The 20873-nt window shown below is 71.7% G+C and carries 18 protein-coding genes; 9 read left to right on the top strand and 9 right to left on the bottom strand.

Annotated features, from left to right (window positions below; translation table 11 throughout):
• Positions 1–47 precede the first annotated feature (47 nt).
• Together IE252_RS20490 and IE252_RS20485 are read left to right on the top strand one after the other, a co-directional pair.
• Positions 48–755, top strand: coding sequence for a response regulator transcription factor (locus IE252_RS20490; RefSeq protein WP_190090904.1), 708 nt, complete (start codon positions 48–50; stop codon positions 753–755).
• Complete coding sequence (locus tag IE252_RS20485) at positions 752–2122, top strand: sensor histidine kinase (RefSeq protein WP_190090903.1); 1371 nt, start codon at positions 752–754, stop codon at positions 2120–2122. Before IE252_RS20490 ends, IE252_RS20485 begins: the two co-directional genes overlap by 4 nt.
• A gap of 68 nt (positions 2123–2190) precedes the next feature.
• On the opposite strand, the gene icmA is transcribed toward IE252_RS20485, so the two are convergent.
• The 3 genes from icmA to IE252_RS20470 form a co-directional block, all read right to left on the bottom strand.
• Positions 2191–3891, bottom strand: coding sequence for a coenzyme B12-dependent isobutyryl-CoA mutase large subunit (gene icmA, locus IE252_RS20480; RefSeq protein WP_190090902.1), 1701 nt, complete (start codon positions 3889–3891; stop codon positions 2191–2193).
• 73 nt (positions 3892–3964) lie between these two features.
• Positions 3965–4303: a DUF3817 domain-containing protein gene (locus tag IE252_RS20475; RefSeq protein WP_190090901.1), complete on the bottom strand. Its 339-nt coding sequence runs from the start codon at positions 4301–4303 to the stop codon at positions 3965–3967.
• A gap of 115 nt (positions 4304–4418) precedes the next feature.
• The gene (locus IE252_RS20470; RefSeq protein ID WP_190090900.1) at positions 4419–4928 is read right to left on the bottom strand and encodes a MarR family winged helix-turn-helix transcriptional regulator; all 510 of its coding nucleotides are present in this window, start codon (positions 4926–4928) and stop codon (positions 4419–4421) included.
• Positions 4929–5063: 135 nt separating this feature from the next.
• On the opposite strand from IE252_RS20470, the gene IE252_RS20465 reads away from it, so the two are divergent.
• Complete coding sequence (locus IE252_RS20465; protein ID WP_190090899.1) at positions 5064–6092, top strand: glycoside hydrolase family 6 protein; 1029 nt, start codon at positions 5064–5066, stop codon at positions 6090–6092.
• 22 nt (positions 6093–6114) lie between these two features.
• On the opposite strand, the gene glxA is transcribed toward IE252_RS20465, so the two are convergent.
• The 4 genes from glxA to IE252_RS20445 form a co-directional block, all read right to left on the bottom strand.
• The gene (glxA, locus tag IE252_RS20460) at positions 6115–8070 is read right to left on the bottom strand and encodes a radical copper oxidase GlxA (RefSeq protein ID WP_190090898.1); all 1956 of its coding nucleotides are present in this window, start codon (positions 8068–8070) and stop codon (positions 6115–6117) included.
• 3 nt (positions 8071–8073) lie between these two features.
• Positions 8074–9873, bottom strand: a complete 1800-nt coding sequence (locus tag IE252_RS20455) for a glycosyltransferase family 2 protein (protein WP_229848679.1) — start codon at positions 9871–9873, stop codon at positions 8074–8076.
• A 166-nt stretch (positions 9874–10039) separates the two neighbouring features.
• Entirely contained in the window at positions 10040–10333 is a 294-nt protein-coding gene (locus IE252_RS20450; RefSeq protein WP_190090896.1) for an MTH1187 family thiamine-binding protein, read from the bottom strand.
• Positions 10330–10674: a DUF3817 domain-containing protein gene (locus IE252_RS20445; RefSeq protein ID WP_190090895.1), complete on the bottom strand. Its 345-nt coding sequence runs from the start codon at positions 10672–10674 to the stop codon at positions 10330–10332. Before IE252_RS20445 ends, IE252_RS20450 begins: the two co-directional genes overlap by 4 nt.
• 167 nt (positions 10675–10841) lie before the next feature.
• Here IE252_RS20445 and IE252_RS20440 point away from each other — a divergent pair, with 167 nt between their 5' ends.
• The 4 genes from IE252_RS20440 to IE252_RS20425 all read left to right on the top strand — a co-directional run bounded on the left by IE252_RS20440 (position 10842) and on the right by IE252_RS20425 (position 13544).
• Positions 10842–11480 (top strand): AIM24 family protein, encoded by a 639-nt coding sequence (locus tag IE252_RS20440; protein WP_101390180.1) that lies wholly within the window; start codon positions 10842–10844, stop codon positions 11478–11480.
• Complete coding sequence (locus IE252_RS20435; protein WP_067163995.1) at positions 11480–12130, top strand: AIM24 family protein; 651 nt, start codon at positions 11480–11482, stop codon at positions 12128–12130. The genes IE252_RS20440 and IE252_RS20435 overlap by 1 nt, the downstream gene beginning before the upstream one ends.
• Positions 12127–12909: an AIM24 family protein gene (locus IE252_RS20430; RefSeq protein WP_190090894.1), complete on the top strand. Its 783-nt coding sequence runs from the start codon at positions 12127–12129 to the stop codon at positions 12907–12909. The genes IE252_RS20435 and IE252_RS20430 overlap by 4 nt, the downstream gene beginning before the upstream one ends.
• A 158-nt stretch (positions 12910–13067) precedes the next feature.
• Positions 13068–13544 carry a MarR family winged helix-turn-helix transcriptional regulator gene (locus IE252_RS20425; RefSeq protein WP_190090893.1) on the top strand — a complete coding sequence of 159 codons (477 nt, stop codon included), beginning with the start codon at positions 13068–13070 and terminating at the stop codon, positions 13542–13544.
• A 173-nt stretch (positions 13545–13717) separates the two neighbouring features.
• Here IE252_RS20425 and meaB read toward each other — a convergent pair whose 3' ends face one another.
• The gene (gene meaB, locus IE252_RS20420; RefSeq protein WP_190090892.1) at positions 13718–14674 is read right to left on the bottom strand and encodes a methylmalonyl Co-A mutase-associated GTPase MeaB; all 957 of its coding nucleotides are present in this window, start codon (positions 14672–14674) and stop codon (positions 13718–13720) included.
• A gap of 58 nt (positions 14675–14732) precedes the next feature.
• The gene (locus IE252_RS20415; protein WP_190090891.1) at positions 14733–15935 is read right to left on the bottom strand and encodes an acetyl-CoA C-acetyltransferase; all 1203 of its coding nucleotides are present in this window, start codon (positions 15933–15935) and stop codon (positions 14733–14735) included.
• 139 nt (positions 15936–16074) lie between these two features.
• On the opposite strand from IE252_RS20415, the gene mce reads away from it, so the two are divergent.
• Together mce and scy are read left to right on the top strand one after the other, a co-directional pair.
• Positions 16075–16503: a methylmalonyl-CoA epimerase gene (gene mce, locus IE252_RS20410; protein ID WP_101390174.1), complete on the top strand. Its 429-nt coding sequence runs from the start codon at positions 16075–16077 to the stop codon at positions 16501–16503.
• A 169-nt stretch (positions 16504–16672) separates the two neighbouring features.
• On the top strand, positions 16673–20800 hold the full coding sequence (gene scy / locus IE252_RS20405) for a polarized growth protein Scy (protein ID WP_190090890.1): 4128 nt from the start codon (positions 16673–16675) through the stop codon (positions 20798–20800).
• Positions 20801–20873 lie beyond the last annotated feature (73 nt).

The following is a 20873-nucleotide window of genomic DNA, read 5'->3' as shown; positions in this document are numbered from 1 at the left end:
GGGTGGCTTAAGAGGCTTCTAAGAGCGGCGTTTGGCACTCTTTGCCCATGAGCAGCAGCGCACACGCCCGGCCCCCGGCCCGCATCCTCGTCGTCGATGACGAGCCGGAGGTGCGGGCCGCCGTGGAGGACGGCCTCGCCGTGGAGGGGTACGAGGTGCGGGGCGCCGCCGACGGGCTGGCGGCGCTCGCCGAGATCGCCGCCTGGCAGCCGGACGCGGTGGTCCTCGACGTGATGATGCCGGTCCTGGACGGGCTGGCCGTCTGCCGCCAGCTGCGGGCGCTGGGCGACCGCACCCCCGTCCTCGTGCTGACCGCGCTCGACTCGGTGAGCGAACGCGTCGACGGTCTGGAGGCGGGCGCCGACGACTACCTCGTCAAACCGTTCGCACTGGACGAACTGATCGCGCGCGTACGGGCGTTGCTGCGCCGGGCCGCGCCCGACGAGCCGGACCCGGAGCGGCTGGTCTTCGCGGACCTGGTCCTCGACCCGGCCACCAGGACCGGCCACCGCGCCGGACGCCCCCTGGAGTTCAGCCGCACCGAGTCCGCCCTGCTCGAACTGCTGATGCGCCACCCCGGCCAGGTCCTGCCGCGCGAGATGATCCTGGAGCTGGTCTGGGGCCGCGACTTCGGCCCCGACTCCAACTCGCTCGCGGTGTACGTGGGTTATCTGCGCCGCAAACTGGAGGCGGGCGGCGAGCCCCGGCTCGTCCACACCGTCCACGGCGTCGGCTACCGCCTGGACACCGCGTGAGCGCGCGCCGCCGGCTCGGTGCCCGCTGGCGGCGCAGGCGCCCGCTGCGCACCCGGCTCGCCGTGGCCGCATCGGCGGCGGTGGCGCTGGTCGCGCTCGGCGTCTGCACGGCCGCGTTCTTCGTGATCCGCTACGAGCTGTTCCACCAGCTCGACCTGAACCTCACCCAGTCCGCGACCCTGGCGGCCCAGCAGAACCGGGGGGCCGCGCCCGGCGTGATCAACGGCGAGTGCCGCTTCCTCTCCGCCCCGGCCTGCGCCCAGATCGTCCCGAGGAACCCGGCGGGCGACCCGGCCAAGCCCTATCTGCTGCCGGTCCCGCCGCAGGCCCGCGAGGTCGCGGCCGGGCAGCGCCGCCCCTACTTCACCAACATCCACCTCTCCGGCCACCCGGCCCGCATGCTCACCACCACGCTGCCGCGCGGCGAGGCGCTCCAGGTGGCCCTGCGCGCGGACACCGTGGAGGAGGGCGTACGCCAGGCGGCCCGGCTGCTCTCCGGGGTCGGCGCGGCCGGGGTGCTGCTCGCCGCCGGGCTCGGCTATTGGGTCTCGCGCACCGGCCTCGCCCCGGTCGCCCGGCTCACCGCGACCGCCGAGCACATCGCGACCACCCGCGACCCCAGCCACCGCATCGAGCTGCCGCCGGGCCCGCTGGGCAAGGAGGACGAGGTGACCCGGCTCGCCGCGTCCTTCAACACCATGCTGGGCGAGCTGGAGCAGTCGGTGACGGCCCAGCGCCGACTGGTGGCGGACGCCTCCCACGAACTGCGCACCCCGCTCACGGCGCTGCGGACCAATGCCGAACTCCTGGCCCGTGCCGATCGCCTGACAGAGGCTCAGCGCACTCGGGCGTCCTCAGCGCTGGGCCGCCAGATCCGCGAAGTGACCGTGATGGTGAACGACCTGATCGACCTGGCCAGGGACGAGGAGCCGACCCCGCTCCTGGAGGAGGTGCGGCTGGCCCCGCTGGTGGCCCACACGGTGGACACGGCCCGCGCGCACTGGCCGTCCACCCCGTTCCGCCTCGACCTGGCGGACGCCTCCGCCACACTCCCCGGCGTCCCGGCCCGGCTGGCCCGACTGCTGTCCAACCTCCTGGACAACGCGGCGAAGTTCAGCCCACCGGGCGCCCCGGTCGAAGTGACCTTGTCGGCCCGCGAGTTGACGGTACGGGACCACGGCCCCGGCATCGCGGAAGAGGATCTCCCGTACGTCTTCGACCGCTTCTACCGAGCCGACCGCGCCCGCGCCCTCCCCGGCTCGGGCCTGGGCCTGGCGATGGCCCGCCAGATCGCGCGAGCACACGGGGCGGACTTGTCGGTCCGGAACGCCCCCGAGGGGGGAGCGGCGTTCCGGGTGAACTGGTAGGGGCGCGGGGAACCGCGCGACCAGCCGCAGTCCACCCGCACCCGGAAGACGGCCCACTAGAGCGGCATCTAGAACCCCGCCGGCTCCGTGTAGATGCCCCACTCGTCCCGAAGCACCCCGCAGATCTCACCCAGGGTCGCCTCCGCCCGCACCGCGTCCAGCATCGGCGCGATCATGTTCGACCCGTCCCGCGCGGCAGCGAGCATCGCGTCCAGCGCGGACTTCACCCGTGCCGAGTCGCGCGCGCCCTTGCGGTCCGCCAGGGCGCGGACCTGCTCGCGCTCCACCTCGTGGCTGACCCGCAGGATCTCCAGGTCACCGGTGACGGACCCGTGGTGCACATTGACGCCCACGACCCGCTTGTCCCCCTTCTCCAGGGACTGCTGGTACTGGAACGCCGACTCGGCGATCTCCCCGGTGAACCACCCGTCCTCGATCCCGCGCAGGATGCCCGAGGTGATCGGCCCGATCGGGTGCTGCCCGTCCGGGTGCGCCCGGCGCCCGCGCTCCTTGATCTGGTCGAAGATCTTCTCGGCGTCCGCCTCGATGCGGTCGGTGAGCTGCTCCACGTACCAGGCGCCGCCGAGCGGGTCGGCCACATTGGCCACACCCGTCTCCTCCATGATCACCTGCTGGGTGCGCAGCGCGATCTCGGCCGCCTGCTCGCTGGGCAGGGCGAGCGTCTCGTCGAGCGCGTTGGTGTGCAGCGAGTTCGTGCCGCCGAGGATCGCGGAGAGCGCCTCCACCGCCGTCCGCACGACGTTGTTGTACGGCTGCTGGGCGGTCAGCGAGACACCGGCCGTCTGGGTGTGGAAGCGCAGCCACTGCGCCTTGTCGGACTTCGCCCCGTACACCTCCTTCATCCAGCGGGCCCAGATCCGCCGCGCGGCGCGGAACTTGGCGATCTCCTCGAAGAAGTCGAGGTGCGCGTCGAAGAAGAAGGAGAGACCGGGCGCGAAGACGTCCACGTCCAGACCGCGCGAGAGGCCCAGCTCCACGTACCCGAAGCCGTCGGCCAGGGTGTACGCCAGCTCCTGCGCGGCCGTGGCCCCGGCCTCGCGGATGTGGTAGCCGGAGACCGACAGCGGCTTGTAGGCCGGAATGCCCGCCGCGCAGTGCTCCATCAGGTCGCCGATGAGGCGCAGGTGCGGCTCGGGCTGGAAGAGCCACTCCTTCTGCGCGATGTACTCCTTGAAGATGTCGGTCTGGAGCGTGCCGTTGAGGATGCCCGGGTCGACGCCCTGCCGCTCGGCGGCGACCAGGTACATGCAGAACACCGGCACGGCGGGACCGCTGATCGTCATCGACGTGGTGACGTCACCGAGCGGGATGTCCTTGAACAGGACCTCCATGTCGGCGGCCGAGTCGATGGCGACGCCGCAGTGGCCCACCTCGCCCAGCGAGCGCGGCTCGTCGGAGTCGCGGCCCATCAGGGTCGGCATGTCGAAGGCGACCGAGAGGCCGCCGCCGCCCGCCGCGAGGATCATCTTGTAGCGCTCGTTGGTCTGCTCGGCGTTGCCGAACCCGGCGAACTGCCGGATGGTCCAGGTCCGGCCCCGGTAGCCGGTCGCGTGGAGACCCCGGGTGTACGGGTACTCGCCGGGCCATCCGATCCGCTCGAAGCCCTCGTAGGTGTCGCCGGGGCGGGGCCCGTAGACCGGGTCGACCGGGTCCCCGGAGAGCGTGGTGAAGTCCGCGTCCCGCTTGCGGGCCTTGTCGTAACGGGCCTGCCAGCGTCGGCGGCCCTCCTCGATGGCGTCAGCGTCCATGCCTTCGAATTTACTAGGACGTCCTAGTAAATGTCGATGGCCGACCGCCCGCGGTTCTCCGCGGGCGGTGGGGTTACGCCTGGGCCGCGACCGGCGCCGGGTCCGTGACCAGGGCCTCTACCTCGCGGGAGACCTTGCGCTCGACGAAGAAGGCGGCGGTGGGAATCGTGCCCGCGATGAGCACCCAGAGCTGCTTGCCGACCGGCCACTTCGCCTTGGACCCGAGGTCGAAGGCGCAGACGAGGTACAGGACGTACAGCCAGCCGTGCGCGATGCCCACGATCTTGGTGAAGTCGGCCGCGCCGTCCATGTCCAGCAGGTACTTGGCGATCACGCCGAGCGTGAGCAGGACGAGGAGGACACCGGTGACGTAGGCCATGACGCGGTAGCGGGTCAACACGCTCTTTTTCATGCCTACGAGACTAACGGCCCGCACAGCACGATCTTGGCCGGGCCCCATCCAGCCAGGGGCGCGGGGAACTGCCCACCACAACCCGCACCCGGCACATCACAGCAAGGCCCGAGCTCTACTCGTCCTCGAAATCGTTCGCGGCAACGCGCAGCGGGCGCAACAACGCGAAGATCTCGCCGCACTCCTCCGCGTCGTACGCCCCCAGCCCGAAGTCCATCTCCATCAGATCCCGCGTCGCGTTCTCGACGACCTCGCGCCCCTTGTCCGTGATGGACGCCAGCGTGCCCCGCCCGTCGTTCGGGTTGGGCCGCTTGTCGACGAGCCCCGACCGCACCAGGCGGTCCACGGTGTTCGTCACCGACGTGGGGTGGACCATCAGCCGCTCGCCGATCTTGGACATCGGCAGCTCACCCGCCTTGGAGAAGGTGAGCAGCACCAGCGCCTCGTACCGCGCGAAGGTCAGCCCGTACGGCTTGACGACCGCGTCGACCTCGGCGAGCAGGATCTGGTGCGCGCGCATGATCGAGGTGATCGCCCCCATGGAGGGGACCGGCCCCCAGCGCTGCTGCCAGAGTTCGTCGGCGCGGGCGATGGGGTCGAACGGGAGGCTGAGCGGCTTCGGCACGCACCGACCTTACCGACTGGTCATATGCCGGTCAGCCCCGTCTCACACTTCGGCCCGTGGCGCTCCATTGCGGAGAGTGACCGATATGTCACGATTGTTCGCGTCCTGTGTACGCCTGTGACCCCAGGGAGCCGTATGTCCCGGCACAGAAACGCCCGGCGCCGCACCCTCCTCGCCGCCGCCCTGCTCACCCTGGCGGTCGGCTGCTCCGGCTCCCCCGACCCGGATCCGGGCACCACCTCCGCCCAGCGCCACTCCACGGGCGAGGGCGCCGAACCGGCGCCCGGCGGGCCCTTCTGGGTCGACCCGGACAGCAACGCGGCCAAGCAGATCAAGATCTGGGAGGCGCAGGGGCGTACCGCCGACGCCGAGGCGCTGCGGCGGATCGCGGACCGGCCGATGGCGGACTGGCCGGCGTGGGACAACCCGGGGCCGGGGATCCGCCGGGCGGTGGCGGGCGCGGCCAAGGACCAGCGCACGATCCTGCTGGTGGCGTACAACATCCCGCACCGCGACTGCGGCGGGCTGTCGGCGGGCGGGGCCGCGGACACGACCGCGTACCGCACCTGGTTCGGCATGTTCGCCGAGGCGATCGGGGACGCCAAGGCGATCGTGGTCCTGGAGCCGGACGCGGTGGCCCACATGGTCGACGGCTGCACCACCCCCGAGCACTGGGACGAGCGCTACCAGCTGCTCAACGAGGCGGTGGACCACTTCAAGAAGCTGCCGAACACCAAGGTCTACCTGGACGCGGGCAACCCGGCGTGGATCCCCGACCCGGCCAAGCTGGTGGCCCCGCTGACCCGCGCCGGGGTGGCCCGCGCCGACGGGTTCGCGCTGAACGTCTCCAACTTCCAGACCGACGAGGCCGTACGGGCGTACGGCGCCAAGGTCTCGCAGGGGCTCGGCGGCAAGCACTTCGTGATCGACACCAGCCGCAACGGGGCCGGGCCGCTGCTCGACGACCCCGGCCAGGCCTGGTGCAACCCGCCCGGCCGGGCGCTCGGCACGGCCCCGACCGCCAGCACCGGGGACCCGCTGCTCGACGCCTACCTGTGGATCAAGCGGCCCGGCGACTCGGACGGGACCTGCCGGGGCGGGCCGGCGGCGGGCGCCTGGTGGCCGGAGTACGCGCTCGGCCTGGCCCGCCGCTCGACCGCCTGATCGGCCTCGGCGGGCCGGGCGGTCAGTCGATCAGCAGCCACTTCGCCTCGGACGGCGTGCCCTGGGCGTCCGTGACGAAGAGCATGTACCAGCCGGGCGGGACCAGCGCCTTGTCGCGCGGGACCTCGACCGTCACCGTCTTCTTGTCCTTGGTCAGGCGCACGTCGATCGAGCGCTGCTCGACGTCCGTGGTGTGGGTGACGGCGCTGGGCCGCATCAGCCGGGCCTTGGCGATCCGCTCGGGGTGCGCGGTGGGGAAGGTGGCCCGGCGGTCCTGGCCGACCGCCTGCGGGCCGTCGCCGAGGGCGGGGCGCTGGTCCTTGTCGCGGTAGAGGTAGGGCGGGGTGTAGATCTCCATGCGCTGCTCGAACTTGCCGAGCTTGGTGTTGTCCTTGTCGCCGAAGAGCGAGTCGGAGCCGAAGGTGGCGACCCGGCCGTCGGGCAGCAGCAGCGCCTCGGAGTGGTAGTTGCGCCCGACCGTGGGGTCGGCGGCCTCGCGGAAGACGTTGGCGGCGGGGTCGTAGAACTGGGCCTTGAGGATGTTGCTGGCGCCGCGACCCCGGTAGTCCTCGGAGCCGCCGCTGGTGAAGACGGAGTCGTCGGGCAGGATCACGCTGTTGAGGTAGCGGGTGCCCTGCGGGAGCGCGGGCCCGGTCTTGAAGGCGGGGCTGTCCTGCTTGAGGTCGATCAGGGCGGTGCGGGGCGTGGACTTCTTGGACTCGCCGACCCCGCCGCCGCCGAGCAGCATGAACCGCTGGTCCTGGGCCGGCGGGAGCAGCAGTGAGCTGGCGGTCTCCAGCTGGTCGCCGTCGCCGAGGCCGTCGACCTTGGTGAAGGTGTTGGTGGAGATGTCCCAGAGCCCGGGCTCGCGGCCCTTGTCGGCGGGCCCGTAGCCCGCGTTGGCGCCGGAGTAGAAGAGCTTGCCGCTCTTGGTGAGGAAGAGCGAGGGGTACGTGGGGAAGTACCGGAAGGGCCCCTTGCCCCACTTCTTGGTCTTGGGGTCGTAGATCTCGTTGTCGCCCGCGAGGATCACGCCCACGTCGTCGAGCCCGGAGACGGCGAGGACCCTGCCGTCCTGGAGGGTAGTGAGCGTCGGGTACCAGCGGGCCTCCCGCATGGGGGCGACGGGGATGTACTTCTCCGCCTTGGGGTCGAACTCGTAGGCCGCCCGGATGCCCTGGAAGTCCTGCTTGTCCATGGTGATCTTCTCGGCGAGGCCGTACGTGTTGTCGGCGTCCTCGCCCTTGAGGCCCTCGATCTCGTACTGGGCCTGGTCGGTGGCCACGGCCTTCGGGCCCTCGGCGGTGGCTTCCACGAAGACCCGGGCCTCGGCGGCGGTGACCTTGGTCTTCCACGGCTTCATCTGGCCGGTCGCGTAGTAGCTGACCACGAACTCGCGCTTGGCCCGGGGGACGGTGACGTCGAACTTGGAGACGTACTCGACGCCGGACGGGGAGCGGAACTTGGTGCCCTTCTTGATGGTGACGGGCTTGTCCGGGTTCTCGTTCTTGACCCGCATCCCGCCGCCGGCCCGCTTGACCTGGGCGTCCAGGACCTCGTAGCGGGCGGTGCCGCCGGCCACCAGGAGGCGGCCGTCGGGGAGCTGGGCGTGGCCGGAGCAGAAGAAGTCCTCGGGGGTGGGGATCTTCTTGAAGGTGTTGTCCTTCGGGTTCCACAGCACGGTGTCGAAGGAGCCCGCGTCGAACTTCTCCTGCTTGTTGCCGGACCCGGCGATGATCAGGACCTTGCCGGTGTGCAGCAGGGCCGCGTGGATCGCGTTCGTACGGTACTTGGCGGGGATGTCGACGGTGTCCCAGGCGCCGTACTTGCGCATGTATTCGGGCCGGCGGATCTGGTACGCGTGGTACTGCTCCTCGGCGAAGGAGAGCGCGGCCGGGGCGTTGAGCCCGGCGAGCAGCAGGACCGCGCCGCCGCCGAGGAGCGTCTTCTTGGTGCTCTTGGAGGGCCGGTAGGCCATGGGTCAGTTCCCTCCGGTCGTCGTGGCAGCCGGTGTGGTGGTGGCCAGGGCGGCCTCCGCCCCCTCGGCCTCGGCGGCGGGGGCCAGGGCCCGCCGCCGGGCGGCCGCGCGCTCGCGCCGGGCGGTCCAGGACCAGACGGCGACGGGGGCGAGCGCGATGGCGAGGGCGAGGACCGCCCAGGTGCGCATCGCCACGTGGGTGTGGCCGTAGTGGACCGAGGCGGCGAGGGACGCGACGAGCACGGCGGCCCAGAAGAGGTGGATGCGGAAGGTCCACAGCCGGTCGGGGCTGGCCTCGCCGCCCTTGGGGGTGACGACGAACCGGCCGCGGGTGCGCAGCACCGCCGAGGCGAGCGACTTGAGGTAGATGGGCGCGGAGAGCGCGGACATCCCCATTCCGGCGAGGCCGCCGGAGCCCTCGGGTTCGTGGGGCGAGACGTTGTGGCGGCGGTTCCAGAGGTAGAGCCCGATCTGGAGGGCGGCGGCGTCGCTGTAGAGCATCAGCCAGACGGAGGCGGAGACCTGGGTGCCGGAGGCGCCGAACCAGAGGAACAGGACGCAGCTGACGATGCCGAGCAGCCAGTTGACGGCGGTCATCGGGTAGTAGACGAGCATGAGGGTGTACGAGAGGAGCCGCCCGGGCGGGACCCGGAACAGCGCCTTCCAGTACTGCTTGAGCAGCGTTTCGTACGTACCGCGCGACCAGCGCGTCTGCTGGGTGAAGAAGTCGGTCCAGGACTCCGGGCCCTCGCCGACGGCCAGCACGTCCGGGGTGTAGACCGACCGCCAGAAGTGGCCGGTCCGCGGGTTCTTGCGGCGGTGCAGCTCGAAGCCGGTGGCCATGTCCTCGGTGATCGAGTCGTAGAGCCCGCCGACCTGGCGCAGTGCGGTGATCCGGACGATGTTGTTGGTGCCGACGAACATCGGGGCGCGGTAGCGGTTGCCGGCCCGCTGGATCAGCGCGTGGAAGAGGAACTGCTGGGACTCGGCGGCCTTGGTGACGGGCGAGTCGTAGTTCCCGTAGACCTGCGGGCCGACCACGAACGCGACGTCGGGGTCGCGGAAGTAGCCCATCATCCGCTCCAGGAAGTTGGGGAGCGGCACGTGGTCGGTGTCGACGGAGGCGAAGAAGTCGTAGCCGGCGCCGTGCATGGCGAGCCAGGCGTTGTAGTTGCCGTGTTTGGTACGGGCCTTGTGCGGGCCCTTCTTGCGGTTCCACTCGGGGACGCCCTTGCGGGTGAAGTGGCGCACCCCCAGCTCCTCGCAGAGCGCCTTGGCCCGTTCGTCGTCGCCCTCGTCCAGGAGCCAGACGTCGAGGGGGCCGGGGTGGTGCAGGCGGACCGCGCCCTCCAGGGTGGCTCGGACCATGGCCATGGGCTCCTTGCCGGGGACCCAGGTGGTGAGGAAGGCGACCCGGGTGCCGGGCTCCGGGTACACGGGTATGGGGTCCCGGGCGACCATCGTGGCGTGGGCGATGGAGACCACGTTGACGACCATGAAGAGCTCGATCAGGCCGATCGCGACGAGCATCGCGATGTCCAGGCCGACCAGCCACTCGTCGCCGCCCTCGCGCTCCACCCAGTGGGTGGGCCAGACGAGGTAGACGAGGAGGACCGCGGTGAGCACGGGCGCCAGCGTCATCAGGAGCACGGCGCGTATTCGGCGGGGTTCGCTGGAGAGGAGACTTCGGTACCGCACCCGGTAGGCCGCCCTGTCCGGTTCCGTGAGCGGTCCGGCGAGCCGGCTGTGGGTCTCGTAGTCGTACTGCTCCGACGGACTCTCCGACCGCACTGTGCCCTCCAGCTGATCGAGCCAGGTAGATATCACCACAAAAGTGGAGATTCTTCGGCGTGTCGACTGGAGTACTCCGAGTGAGCGGTTCCCGTACGAGCGGTTTGCCGGGCACCACGACATGGAAGAGCCCCCGCCGCCGCGCGGGGCGGCCGGGGGCTCGGGCGGTGGTCGGGGCTCAGGCCGACAGGTGCCGCTCCACCGTCTCCACCTTCGAGGTCAGCCCGTCGGTGACGCCGGGGCGGACGTCCGCCTTCAGGACCAGCGAGACGCGCGGGGCGCGGGCCTCGACGGCGGCGACGGCCCGCTTGACGACGTCCATGACCTCGTCCCACTCGCCCTCGATCGAGGTGAACATGGCGTCGGTCCGGTTGGGGAGCCCCGACTCGCGGACGACGCGGACGGCGTCGGCGACGTACTCCCCCACGTCCTCGCCGACGCCCAGCGGGGTGACCGAGAAGGCGACGATCACGCTCCGACCACGCCTTCCTTGCGGGCGCGGGCGGCGATCAGGGCGTCCTCGGCCTGGCGCTTGAGCTTGCGCTCGGCCACGAAGCCGCCGAACGGCAGCACGGACAGGACGAAGTACAGGGCGGCGGTCTTCACCGGCCACTTCGCCTTGTTCCAGGCGTCGGCCCAGAAGATCACGTACAGGATGAAGAGGATGCCGTGGATCGCGCCCATCACCGGGACGGCGTTGACGTCGGTCGTCCGCTTCAGCACCGAGCACACGAGCAGCAGCAGGAAAGAGACGGCTTCCGGGGCCGAGACCAGCCGGAGGCGGTGGAGGGCGGATGCGGTCTTGATGTCCACGGGGGCACCTTCGGTGGGAGGGTCGGAGGGTGTTGCTTGTGAACGCAAGCACAAACGTTCTCCATTGTGACATCGGCGGCGCCGGGATCTTGGCGGGGGTCCCCACCGGCCCGGACCGGCTCCCGAGGGGCCTGGTCGGGTGGGTGCCGGGCCGCTAACGTCAGCCCGTGGCAACGTTCCGACTCCAAGGCAGCAAAGTGCTGGCCGTCGACATGACCGGGGACGCCGTCAAGGCGAAGAACGGCTCGATGGTCGCCTACGACGGCCAGATGGCCTTCAAGAAGATGTCCGGCGGCGGTGAGGGCATCCGCGGCATGGTGACCCGCCGTCTGACCGGCGAATCCATGACCGTGATGGAGGTGAAGGGCAACGGCACCTGCTACTTCGCGGACCGGGCCTCCGAGATCAACCTGGTCTCCCTCCAGGGCGACAAGCTCTGGGTCGAGGCGAGCAATCTGCTCGCCACCGACGCGGGGCTGCGCACCGGCACCACCTTCACCGGGCTGCGCGGGGCGACCCAGGGCAACGGCCTGTTCACGACCACGGTCGAGGGCCACGGCCAGGCGGCGATCGTCTCCGACGGCCCCGCGGTGGTGCTGCGGGTCTCCGCGCAGTACCCGCTGGCGGTCGACCCCGGCGCGTACATCGCCCACCAGGGCAACCTCCAGCAGCACTTCCAGTCCGGGGTGACCTTCCGCACCCTGCTCGGCGAGGGCTCGGGCGAGGCGTTCCAGATCCGCTTCGAGGGCGAGGGACTGGTGTACGTGCAGCCCAGCGAGCGCAACACGATCGGCGGGGACGTCTGATGCCCTTCCGCGAGATCAACTCCAAGATGGTCGAGGCCACGGTGGCCCCCGGCCAGAAGATGTTCAGCCAGCGCGGCGCGATGCTCGCGTACAAGGGCGAGGTGTCCTTCACGCCCAACATGCAGGGCGGCCAGGGCGGTCTGATGTCGATGATCGGCCGGCGGGTGGCCAACGAGGCGACCCCGCTGATGACGGTCGAAGGCAGCGGCACCGTGATGTTCGGCCACGGCGGCCACCACATCCAGGTGATCAACCTCGCCGGGGACACCCTCTACGTCGAGGCGGACCGCCTCCTCGCCTTCGACGGCACCCTCCAGCAGGGCACCATGTTCATGGGCTCGCAGGGCGGGGTCATGGGCATGGTCCGGGGCCAGGTGACCGGCCAGGGCCTGTTCACCACCACGCTCAAGGGCCACGGCGCGGTCGCCGTGATGGCGCACGGCGGCGTGATCGAGCTGCCGATCACCCCGCAGCGCCCGGTCCACGTGGACCCGCAGGCGTACGTGGCCCACCACGGCGACGTACGCAACAAGCTGTCCACGGCGCTGGGCTGGCGGGACATGGTGGGCCGGGGCTCGGGAGAGGCCTTCCAGCTCGAACTGTCCGGAAACGGCGCGGTGTACGTCCAGGCCTCGGAGGAGAAGCTGTGACCGGCCCGGTGATCTTCGACCCGCACTCCTTGCCCGCGGACGACAACGTCAACAAGTACACCTTCTGCGTGGAGCTCAAGTCGAGCCAGTGGTTCCTGCAGAAGGGCAAGATGATCGCCTACTACGGGCGCATCGAGTTCAACGGCATCGGCCACGGCCGCCTCGACCGGCTGCTGCGCACCAGCTTCCACTCGCCGCTGCACGCGAGCGACTGGGTGGTCGCGGACGGCTCCGGCAAGATGCTGCTCGCGGACCGGGCGTTCGATGTCAACAGCTACGACCTGGAGGACGGCAACCTCACCATCCGGGCCGGGAACCTGCTCGCCTACCAGCCGACGCTGGCGCTCAAGCAGTCGATCGTGCCGGGTTTCCTGACGCTGATCGGAACCGGGAAGTTCGTGGCGGCGTCCAATGGACCGGTGGTGTTCATGGAGCCGCCGATCCGGGTGGACCCGCAGGCGCTGGTCGGCTGGGCCGACTGTCCGTCGCCCTGCCATCACTACGATCACGGCTACATGACGGGCGTACTGGGCGGAATCCGGTCACTGACCGGGCTCGGCGGGACGTCCGGCGAGGAGCACCAGTTCGAGTTCGTGGGCGCCGGTACGGTGCTGCTCCAGTCCACCGAGGCACTGATGGCGGAGCAGACAACCGGGCAAGTGCCCGCGGAACCGGGTGTTCCGGGCGGCGGGGCGCCGGCCGGGGCGGGCGGGGCGGCGGGTTCGGTACCGCGTCTTCCCGGCCAGCTCGGAGACCTCCAGCGTCGCTTCGGCCTGTGAGCGGTAGTCTGCGGAGTGTGACGTCGAACGCGTGCACCCTTGCCAGGCGCTGACCACGACCTGGACCGGGCGGCTGACGCACCCTTGCGCGCGGTGCGTGCGGGGCGTCACACTCCCAGGCTTCGTTCAGAATTCAACTTCTTAGGTAGAATCCACATATGGAGACCGAGACGGCCACCAACTGGCTGACCGATAGCGAGCAGTGCGCCTGGCGTACCTATCTGGACGTCAACAGGATGCTGACGCACCAGATGGAAAAGGACCTGCAGCCGTTCGGCCTGACCAACAACGACTACGAGATCCTGGTCAACCTCTCGGAGGCCGAGGGGCAGCGGCTGCGCATGAGCGACCTCGCCGCCGCGACCCTTCAGTCCAAGAGCCGCCTCTCGCACCAGATCACGCGGATGGAGAACGCGGGGCTGGTGCGCCGGGAGAACTGCGAGTCCGATCGGCGGGGGCTGTTCGCGGTGTTGACCGAGGCGGGGGTGGAGACGATGGAGAAGGTGGCACCGCACCATGTGGCGTCGGTGCGCAAGCACTTCATCGACCTGCTGTCGAGCGAGGCGCTGTCGGACCTGCGGGCCTCGCTGACCCCGGTGGCGGAGCATTTGCGCGGCCACCGCGGGAAGCTCTGACGCCGGTCAGTTCGTCTGCGGCCCGGTGGGGGCTGGTCGCGCAGTTCCCCGCGCCCCTAAAGATGCCGCTGCGCGGCAATCCCCGGAGCGCCCCGGAGGGGCGTTCTTAGGGGCGCGGGGAACTGCGCGAGCAACCCACCACGGTCCGCAGCCGAGCACTGCCCCCGGAGGGGCTACTCGCCCGTGAGGCCCGCCACCAGCTCGTCCGCCGCCGCGTACGGATCCAGCTCCCCCCCGATGATCCGGCCCGCCAGGGCCGACAGGCGGCGGTCCCCGTGCAGGTCACCGATCCGCTCCCGCAGCGCCGTGACCGCGATCGTCTCGACCTCCCGAGCCGCCCGGGCAAGCCGCCGCTCCCCCAGCACCCCGTGCTCCGCCATCCACGCGTGGTGCTTCTCCAGCGCCTCGACCAGCTCGTCGATGCCCTCGGAACGGGCCGCCACCGTCTTGACGATCGGCGGCCGCCAGTCGCCGGGGCCGCGCGCCTCGCCGAGCCCCAGCATGTGGTTGAGCTCCCGGGCCGTGGCATCGGCCCCGTCCCGGTCCGCCTTGTTGACGACGTACACGTCGCCGATCTCCAGGATCCCCGCCTTCGCCGCCTGGATGCCGTCACCCATGCCGGGCGCGAGCAGCACCACCGAGGTGTCCGCCTGGGAGGCGATCTCCACCTCGGACTGGCCGACGCCGACCGTCTCCACCAGGATCACGTCGCAGCCCGCCGCGTCCAGGACCCGGATCGCCTGCGGGGCCGACCAGGCGAGGCCGCCCAGGTGGCCCCGGGTGGCCATGGAGCGGATGTAGACCCCGGGGTCGGAGGCGTGGTCCGACATCCGGACCCGGTCGCCGAGCAGCGCGCCCCCGGAGAACGGCGAGGAGGGGTCGACGGCGAGGACCCCGACCCGCTTCCCCGCCCGCCGGTACGCCGTCACCAGCGCCGACGTCGATGTCGACTTGCCGACACCCGGTGAACCCGTCAGGCCCACCACGTACGCCCCGCCCGTCAGCGGAGCCAACTGCGCCATCACCTCGCGCAGTTGCGGGGACGCCCCCTCGACCAGCGAGATCAGCCGGGCCACGGCCCGCGGCCGGCCCTCCCTCGCCTGTGCCACCAGTTCGGGGACGTCCACCATTGCCGCTCCGTTCGGTCAGGTGCCAGTGATCAGTGCGTACGTACCGCGGGAACAGCGCCTACTTGCCCGGGACCTTGATGATCAGCGCGTCGCCCTGGCCACCGCCGCCGCACAGCGCCGCCGCACCCGTACCGCCGCCCCGGCGCTTGAGTTCGAGGGCGAGGTGGAGCACCACGCGCGCGCCCGACATGCCGATGGGGTGGCCCAGGGCGATCGCGCCGCCGTTGACGTTCACCTTTTCCGGGGAGACGCCGAGGTCCTTCATTGACTGGACCGCGACCGCCGCGAACGCCTCGTTGATCTCGATGAGGTCGAGGTCGTCGACGCCGATGCCCTCCTTGCCCAGCGCGTGCAGGATCGCGTTCGACGGCTGCGACTGGAGCGAGTTGTCCGGGCCCGCCACGTTGCCGTGCGCGCCGATCTCCGCGATCCACTCCAGGCCCAGCTCCTCGGCCTTCGCCTTGGACATGACCACGACCGCGGCCGCGCCGTCCGAGATCTGCGAGGAGGTGCCCGCCGTGATCGTGCCGTCCTTGGCGAACGCCGGGCGCAGCTTGCCCAGCGACTCCACGGTGGTCTCCGCGCGGATGCCCTCGTCCTTGGCGAAGATCACCGGCTCGCCCTTGCGCTGCGGGATCTCGACCGGGGTGATCTCGGCCTCGAACAGCCCGTTCTTCTGCGCGGCGGCGGCCTTCTGGTGCGAGGCGGCCGCGAACTCGTCCTGCGGGGCGCGCTCGATGCCCAGGCGGGTGTTGTGCTTCTCGGTGGACTCGCCCATCGCGATGTTCTCGAAGGCGTCGGTCAGACCGTCGTACGCCATCGCGTCGAGCATCTCGATCGCGCCGTACTTGTAGCCCTCGCGGGACTTCGGCAGCAGGTGCGGGGCGTTGGTCATCGACTCCTGGCCACCCGCGACCACCACGTCGAACTCGCCGGCGCGGATCAGCTGGTCGGCGAGCGCGATCGCGTCCAGGCCCGAGAGGCAGACCTTGTTGATCGTGAGCGCCGGCACGTTCATCGGGATGCCGGCCTTGACGGCGGCCTGGCGGGCCGGGATCTGGCCCGCGCCGGCCTGGAGCACCTGGCCCATGATCACGTACTGGACCTGGTCACCGCCGATGCCCGCCCGGTCGAGCGCCGCCTTGATGGCCACACCGCCGAGGTCCGCGCCCGAGAAGGACTTGAGGGAGCCGAGCAGTCGGCCCATGGGCGTCCGGGCGCCCGCGACGATCACTGAAGTGGTACCGGTCGTTCCAGACATGAGGCACAGCCCCTTGGGAGGTGAGAAGTGAACGAGGGTTTACTGGAAATGTACTGAGCGGTACCGGCGGCGTCACCGGGCAGCCGGTGTGATCGCGCGCACGTTGCGTAACCACCTCCCGGGGCGCTCCACTGGTCCCATGCTGACGCGCATCGACCACATCGGGATCGCCTGTTTCGACCTCGACAAGACCGTCGAGTTCTATCGTGCTACGTACGGATTCGAGGTGTTCCACTCCGAGGTCAACGAGGAGCAGGGCGTACGCGAGGCCATGCTCAAGATCAACGGTACGTCGGACGGCGGCGCCTCCTACCTCCAGCTCCTGGAGCCCACCCGGGAGGACTCTGCGGTCGGGAAGTGGCTGGCCAAGAACGGCGAGGGCGTGCACCACATCGCCTTCGGCACCGCCGACGTCGACGGGGACGCCGAGGCCATCCGCGGCAAGGGCGTCCGGGTCCTCTACGACGAGCCCCGGATCGGCTCGATGGGCTCCCGGATCACCTTCCTGCACCCCAAGGACTGCCACGGCGTACTGACCGAACTGGTCACCTCGGCGGCGGAGCACTGACCCCGGGATTCCGGGGCCGGTACAGTGGGCGGTTCCGGGCCGGGGTCGGGTCGGGGCCTGGGACCCACGCCCCCTTGTCGATCTGACACCATTCACCGGGGGCCCGTCCGTCGTCGGACGGTGCTCGTACGGGCAGTGTTCGCGACCAGGGGACGGATGGGACCGCGCAGTGCGGGGCTACGAACGCCAGGACAGCCACCGGCCTGACGACCACCTCTCGCGGTTCGAGGCCGAGATGGACCGGCTGAAGACCGAGCGGGAGAAGGCCGTTCAGCACGCCGAGGACCTCGGCTACCAGGTCGAGGTGCTGCGCGCCAAGCTGCACGAGGCGCGCCGCAACCTCGCGACGCGTCCTGCCTACGACGCCGCGGACATCGGCTACCAGGCCGAACAGCTGCTGCGCAACGCGCAGATGCAGGCCGAGCAGTTGCGCAACGACGCCGAGCGCGAGCTGCGCGACGCCCGTGCACAGACCCAGCGCATCCTCCAGGAGCACGCCGAGCACCAGGCCCGGCTCCAGGCCGAGCTGCACGCGGAGGCGGTCAACCGCCGCCAGCGGCTCGACCAGGAGCTGGCCGAGCGGCGCGCCACCGTCGAGTCGCACGTCAACGAGAACGTGGCGTGGGCCGAGCAGCTGCGGGCGCGGACCGAGTCGCAGGCCCGGCGCCTGCTGGAGGAGTCGCGCGCCGAGAGCGAGGCGGCGCTGGCCGCCGCCCGCGCGGAGGCCGCCCGGGTCGCCGAGGAGACCCGGCAACGGCTCGGCTCCGAGGCCGAGTCGGCCCGTACGGAAGCCGAAGCGATCCTGCTGCGCGCCCGCAAGGACGCCGAGCGGCTGCTTAACGCCGCCTCCACGCAGGCCCAGGAGGCCACCTCCCACGCCGAGCAGCTGCGCTCGTCCACCACCGCCGAGTCCGACCAGGCGCGCCAGCAGGCGGCCGAGCTGAGCCGGGCCGCCGAGCAGCGGATGCAGGAGGCCGAGTCGACACTGCGCGAGGCGCGGGCCGAGGCCGAGAAGGTGCTGGCCGAGGCGAAGGACTCGGCGGCCAAGCAGCTCGCCGGCGCCGAGTCGGCCAACGAGCAGCGCACCCGTACCGCCAAGACGGAGATCGCCCGGCTCGTCGCCGAGGCGACCAAGGAGTCCGAGGCGCTGAAGTCGGAGGCCGAGCAGGCGCTCGCCGACGCGCGCGCCAAGGCCGAGGCGACGGTCTCCGAGGCCGCCGAGAAGGCCCGTACCAGCGCGGCCGAGGACACCGCCGCCCAGCTCGCCAAGGCCGCCCGGGCCGCCGAGGAGGTGCTCACCAAGGCGTCCGCGGACGCCCAGGAGACCACCCGCAAGGCGTCCGAGGAGGCCGAGCGGATCCGCCGCGAGGCCGACGCCGAGGCGGACCGGCTGCGCTCGCAGGCCGAGGAGCAGGCCGACCAGCTCAAGGGCGCGGCCAAGGACGACACCAAGGAGTACCGGGCCAAGACGGTCGAGCTGCAGGAGGAGGCGCGCCGGCTGCGCGGCGAGGCCGAGCAGCTGCGGGCCGAGGCGGTCGCCGAGGGCGAGCGCATCCGCGGCGAGGCCCGCCGCGAGGGCGTCCAGCAGATCGAGGAGGCGGCCAGGACCGCCGAGGAGCTGCTGACCAAGGCGAAGGCCGACGCGGAGGAGCTGCGCACCTCGGCCGGGGCCGAGTCGGAGCGGGTCCGCGCCGAGGCCATGGAGCGCGCCACGACGCTGCGCAAGCAGGCCGAGGAGACACTGGAGCGCACCCGGGCCGAGGCCGAGCGGATGCGGGCCGAGGCCGAGGAGCAGGCCGAGGCGGTCCGAACGGCCGCCGAGCAGGCCTCCGCCACGCTGCGCGAGGAGACCGAGCGGGCCGTCGCCGCCCGCCAGGCCGACGCCGCCGACGAGTTGACGCGGCTGCACACCGAGGCCGAGCAGCGGCACGCCTCCGCCGAGCAGGCGCTGACCGAGGCGCGCGGCGAGAGCGAGCGGATCCGGCGCGAGGCCGCCGAGGAGACCGAGCGGCTGCGCACCGAGGCCGCCGAGCGGGTCCGTACGCTCCAGGCGCAGGCCGAGCAGGAGGCCGAGCGGCTGCGCACCGAGGCCGCCGCCGACGCCTCGACCGCCCGTGCCGAGGCGGAGGGCGCGGCCGTACGGCTGCGGTCCGAGGCGGCAGCGGAGGCCGAGCGGCTCAAGTCCGAGGCGCAGGAGACCGCCGACCGGATGCGCGCGGAGGCCGCGGCCGCCGCCGAGCGGGTGGGGGCCGAGGCCGCCGAGGCGCTGGCCGCCGCCCAGGAGGAGGCCGCGCGCCGGCGCCGCGAGGCCGAGGAGACGCTGGACTCGGCGCGTACCGAGGCGGATTCGGAGCGGGCGCAGGCCCGCGAGCAGAGCGAGGAGCTGCTCGCCTCCGCCCGCAAGCGGGTGGAGGAGGCGCAGGCCGAGGCGCAGCGGCTCGGCGAGGAGGCCGACCGGCGCGCCACCGAGCTGGTGGCGGCGGCCGAGCAGACCGCCCAGCAGGTGCGGGACTCGGTGTCGGGGCTGCGCGAGGAGGCCGAGCAGGAGATCGCCGGGCTGCGCTCGACGGCCGAGCACGTGGCGGAGCGTACGAAGACGGAGGCGCAGGAGGAGGCGGACCGGGTCCGCGCCGACGCGCACGCCGAGCGCGAGCGCGCCGCCGAGGACGCCCAGCGCGTCCGCACCCGGGCGCAGGAGGACTCGGAGGCCGCCAGGGAGCTGGCCGAGCGGACCGTCGCGGACGCCATCGCCGAGGCGGAGAAGGCCCGTTCGGACGCGTCGGAGTACGCGCAGCGGATGCGCACCGAGGCCTCCGACGCGCTGGCCTCGTCCGAGCAGGACGCCTCGCGCACCCGGGCCGACGCCCGCGAGGACGCCAACCGGATCCGCAACGACGCCGCGAGCCAGGCCGACCGCCTGGTCACCGAGGCGACCGCGGAGGCCGAGCGGCTGGCCGCCGAGTCGACGGCCACGGCCGAGCGTCTGGTGGCGGAGGCCCAGCAGCTGCACGACGAGGGCCAGTCGGAGCACGACCGGCTGCTCGCGGAGGCCACCGCGCACGCCGAGCGCACCACGTCCGAGGCCGACACCTACGCGGAGCTGGTCACCACCGAGGCGCGCGCGGACGCGAGTTCGGTCCTGAGCGCCGCGGCCGCCGAGGCCGAGCAGACGGTCGCGGACGCCCGCGAGCAGGGCGAGCAGATCCTCACCGAGGCGCGTACGGAGTCCGAGCGGCTGCTCGACGAGGCCCGCAAGGCCGCCGACAAGCGCCGTGCGGACGCCGCCGAGCAGGCCGACAAGCTCGTCGCGGAGGCGAGCGGCGAGGCCGAGAAGGTGCTCACCGAGGCCAACGGGGAGGCGGAGCGGCTGCGTGCCGAGGCCGCCGAGACCGTGGGCTCGGCCCAGCAGGCCGCCGAGCGGATCCGCGCCGAGGCCGAGAAGAGCCGCGCCCGGACCGAGGAGGCCGCGGAGAAGATCCGTACCGAGGCCCGCGAGGAGGCCGACCGGCTGCTCGACGAGGCGCGCACGGCCGCCGACAAGCGCCGTGCGGACGCGGCCGAGCAGGCGGACCAGCTCATGGCCAAGGCCCAGGAGGAGGCGCTGCTCGCGGCCACGCTGGCCGAGGAGCAGGCCGACACGATGGTCGGCGCGGCCCGCAAGGAGGCCGAGCGGATCGTCGCCGAGGCGACCGTGGAGGGCAACTCCCTGGTGGAGAAGTCCCGTACGGACGCGGACGAGCTGCTGGCCGGGGCGCGCGCGGACGCGACGGCCATAAGGGAGCGCACCGAGGAGGTGCGCGCGCGGACCGAGGCGGAGATCGAGGAGCTGCACGAGCGGGCCCGGCGGGAGAGCGCCGAGCAGATGAAGACGGCGGGCGAGCGCGTCGACAAGCTGGTCACGGCCGCCACCGAGCAGACGACCCAGGCCGAGGCGAAGGCCAAGGAGCTGCTTTCGGACGCCAACTCCGAGGCGAGCAAGGTGCGCATCGCGGCCGTGAAGAAGGCCGAGGCGCTGCTCAAGGAGGCGGAGACCAAGAAGGCCGAGCTGATCCGGGAGGCGACGAAGCTGCGCGACGACGCGGCGGCGGAGGCCCGGCGCACGGTCGACGAGGGCAAGCGCGAGCTGGACGTGCTGGTCAGGCGCCGCGCGGACATCAATGCAGAGATCTCCCGTGTCCAGGACGTACTTGAGGCGTTGGAATCTTTCGAGGCCCCGTCCTCCGGCGGCAAGGAGGCGGCCAAGGCGGGTGCGGCTGCCGGGGGTACCCGTTCGAGTGGCAAGTCCTCGGAGGCCTAGCCACTCAAAAGGCTGGACATTCTCCAGATCAAACGGGCATACGCTCGATGACACGCCGCCTGGGCCCCTAGGA

The sequence above is a fragment of the Streptomyces melanogenes genome, assembly GCF_014649795.1.
Lineage (GTDB): Bacteria > Actinomycetota > Actinomycetes > Streptomycetales > Streptomycetaceae > Streptomyces > Streptomyces noboritoensis.
This window is presented reverse-complemented; position numbering and strand designations above follow the sequence as displayed.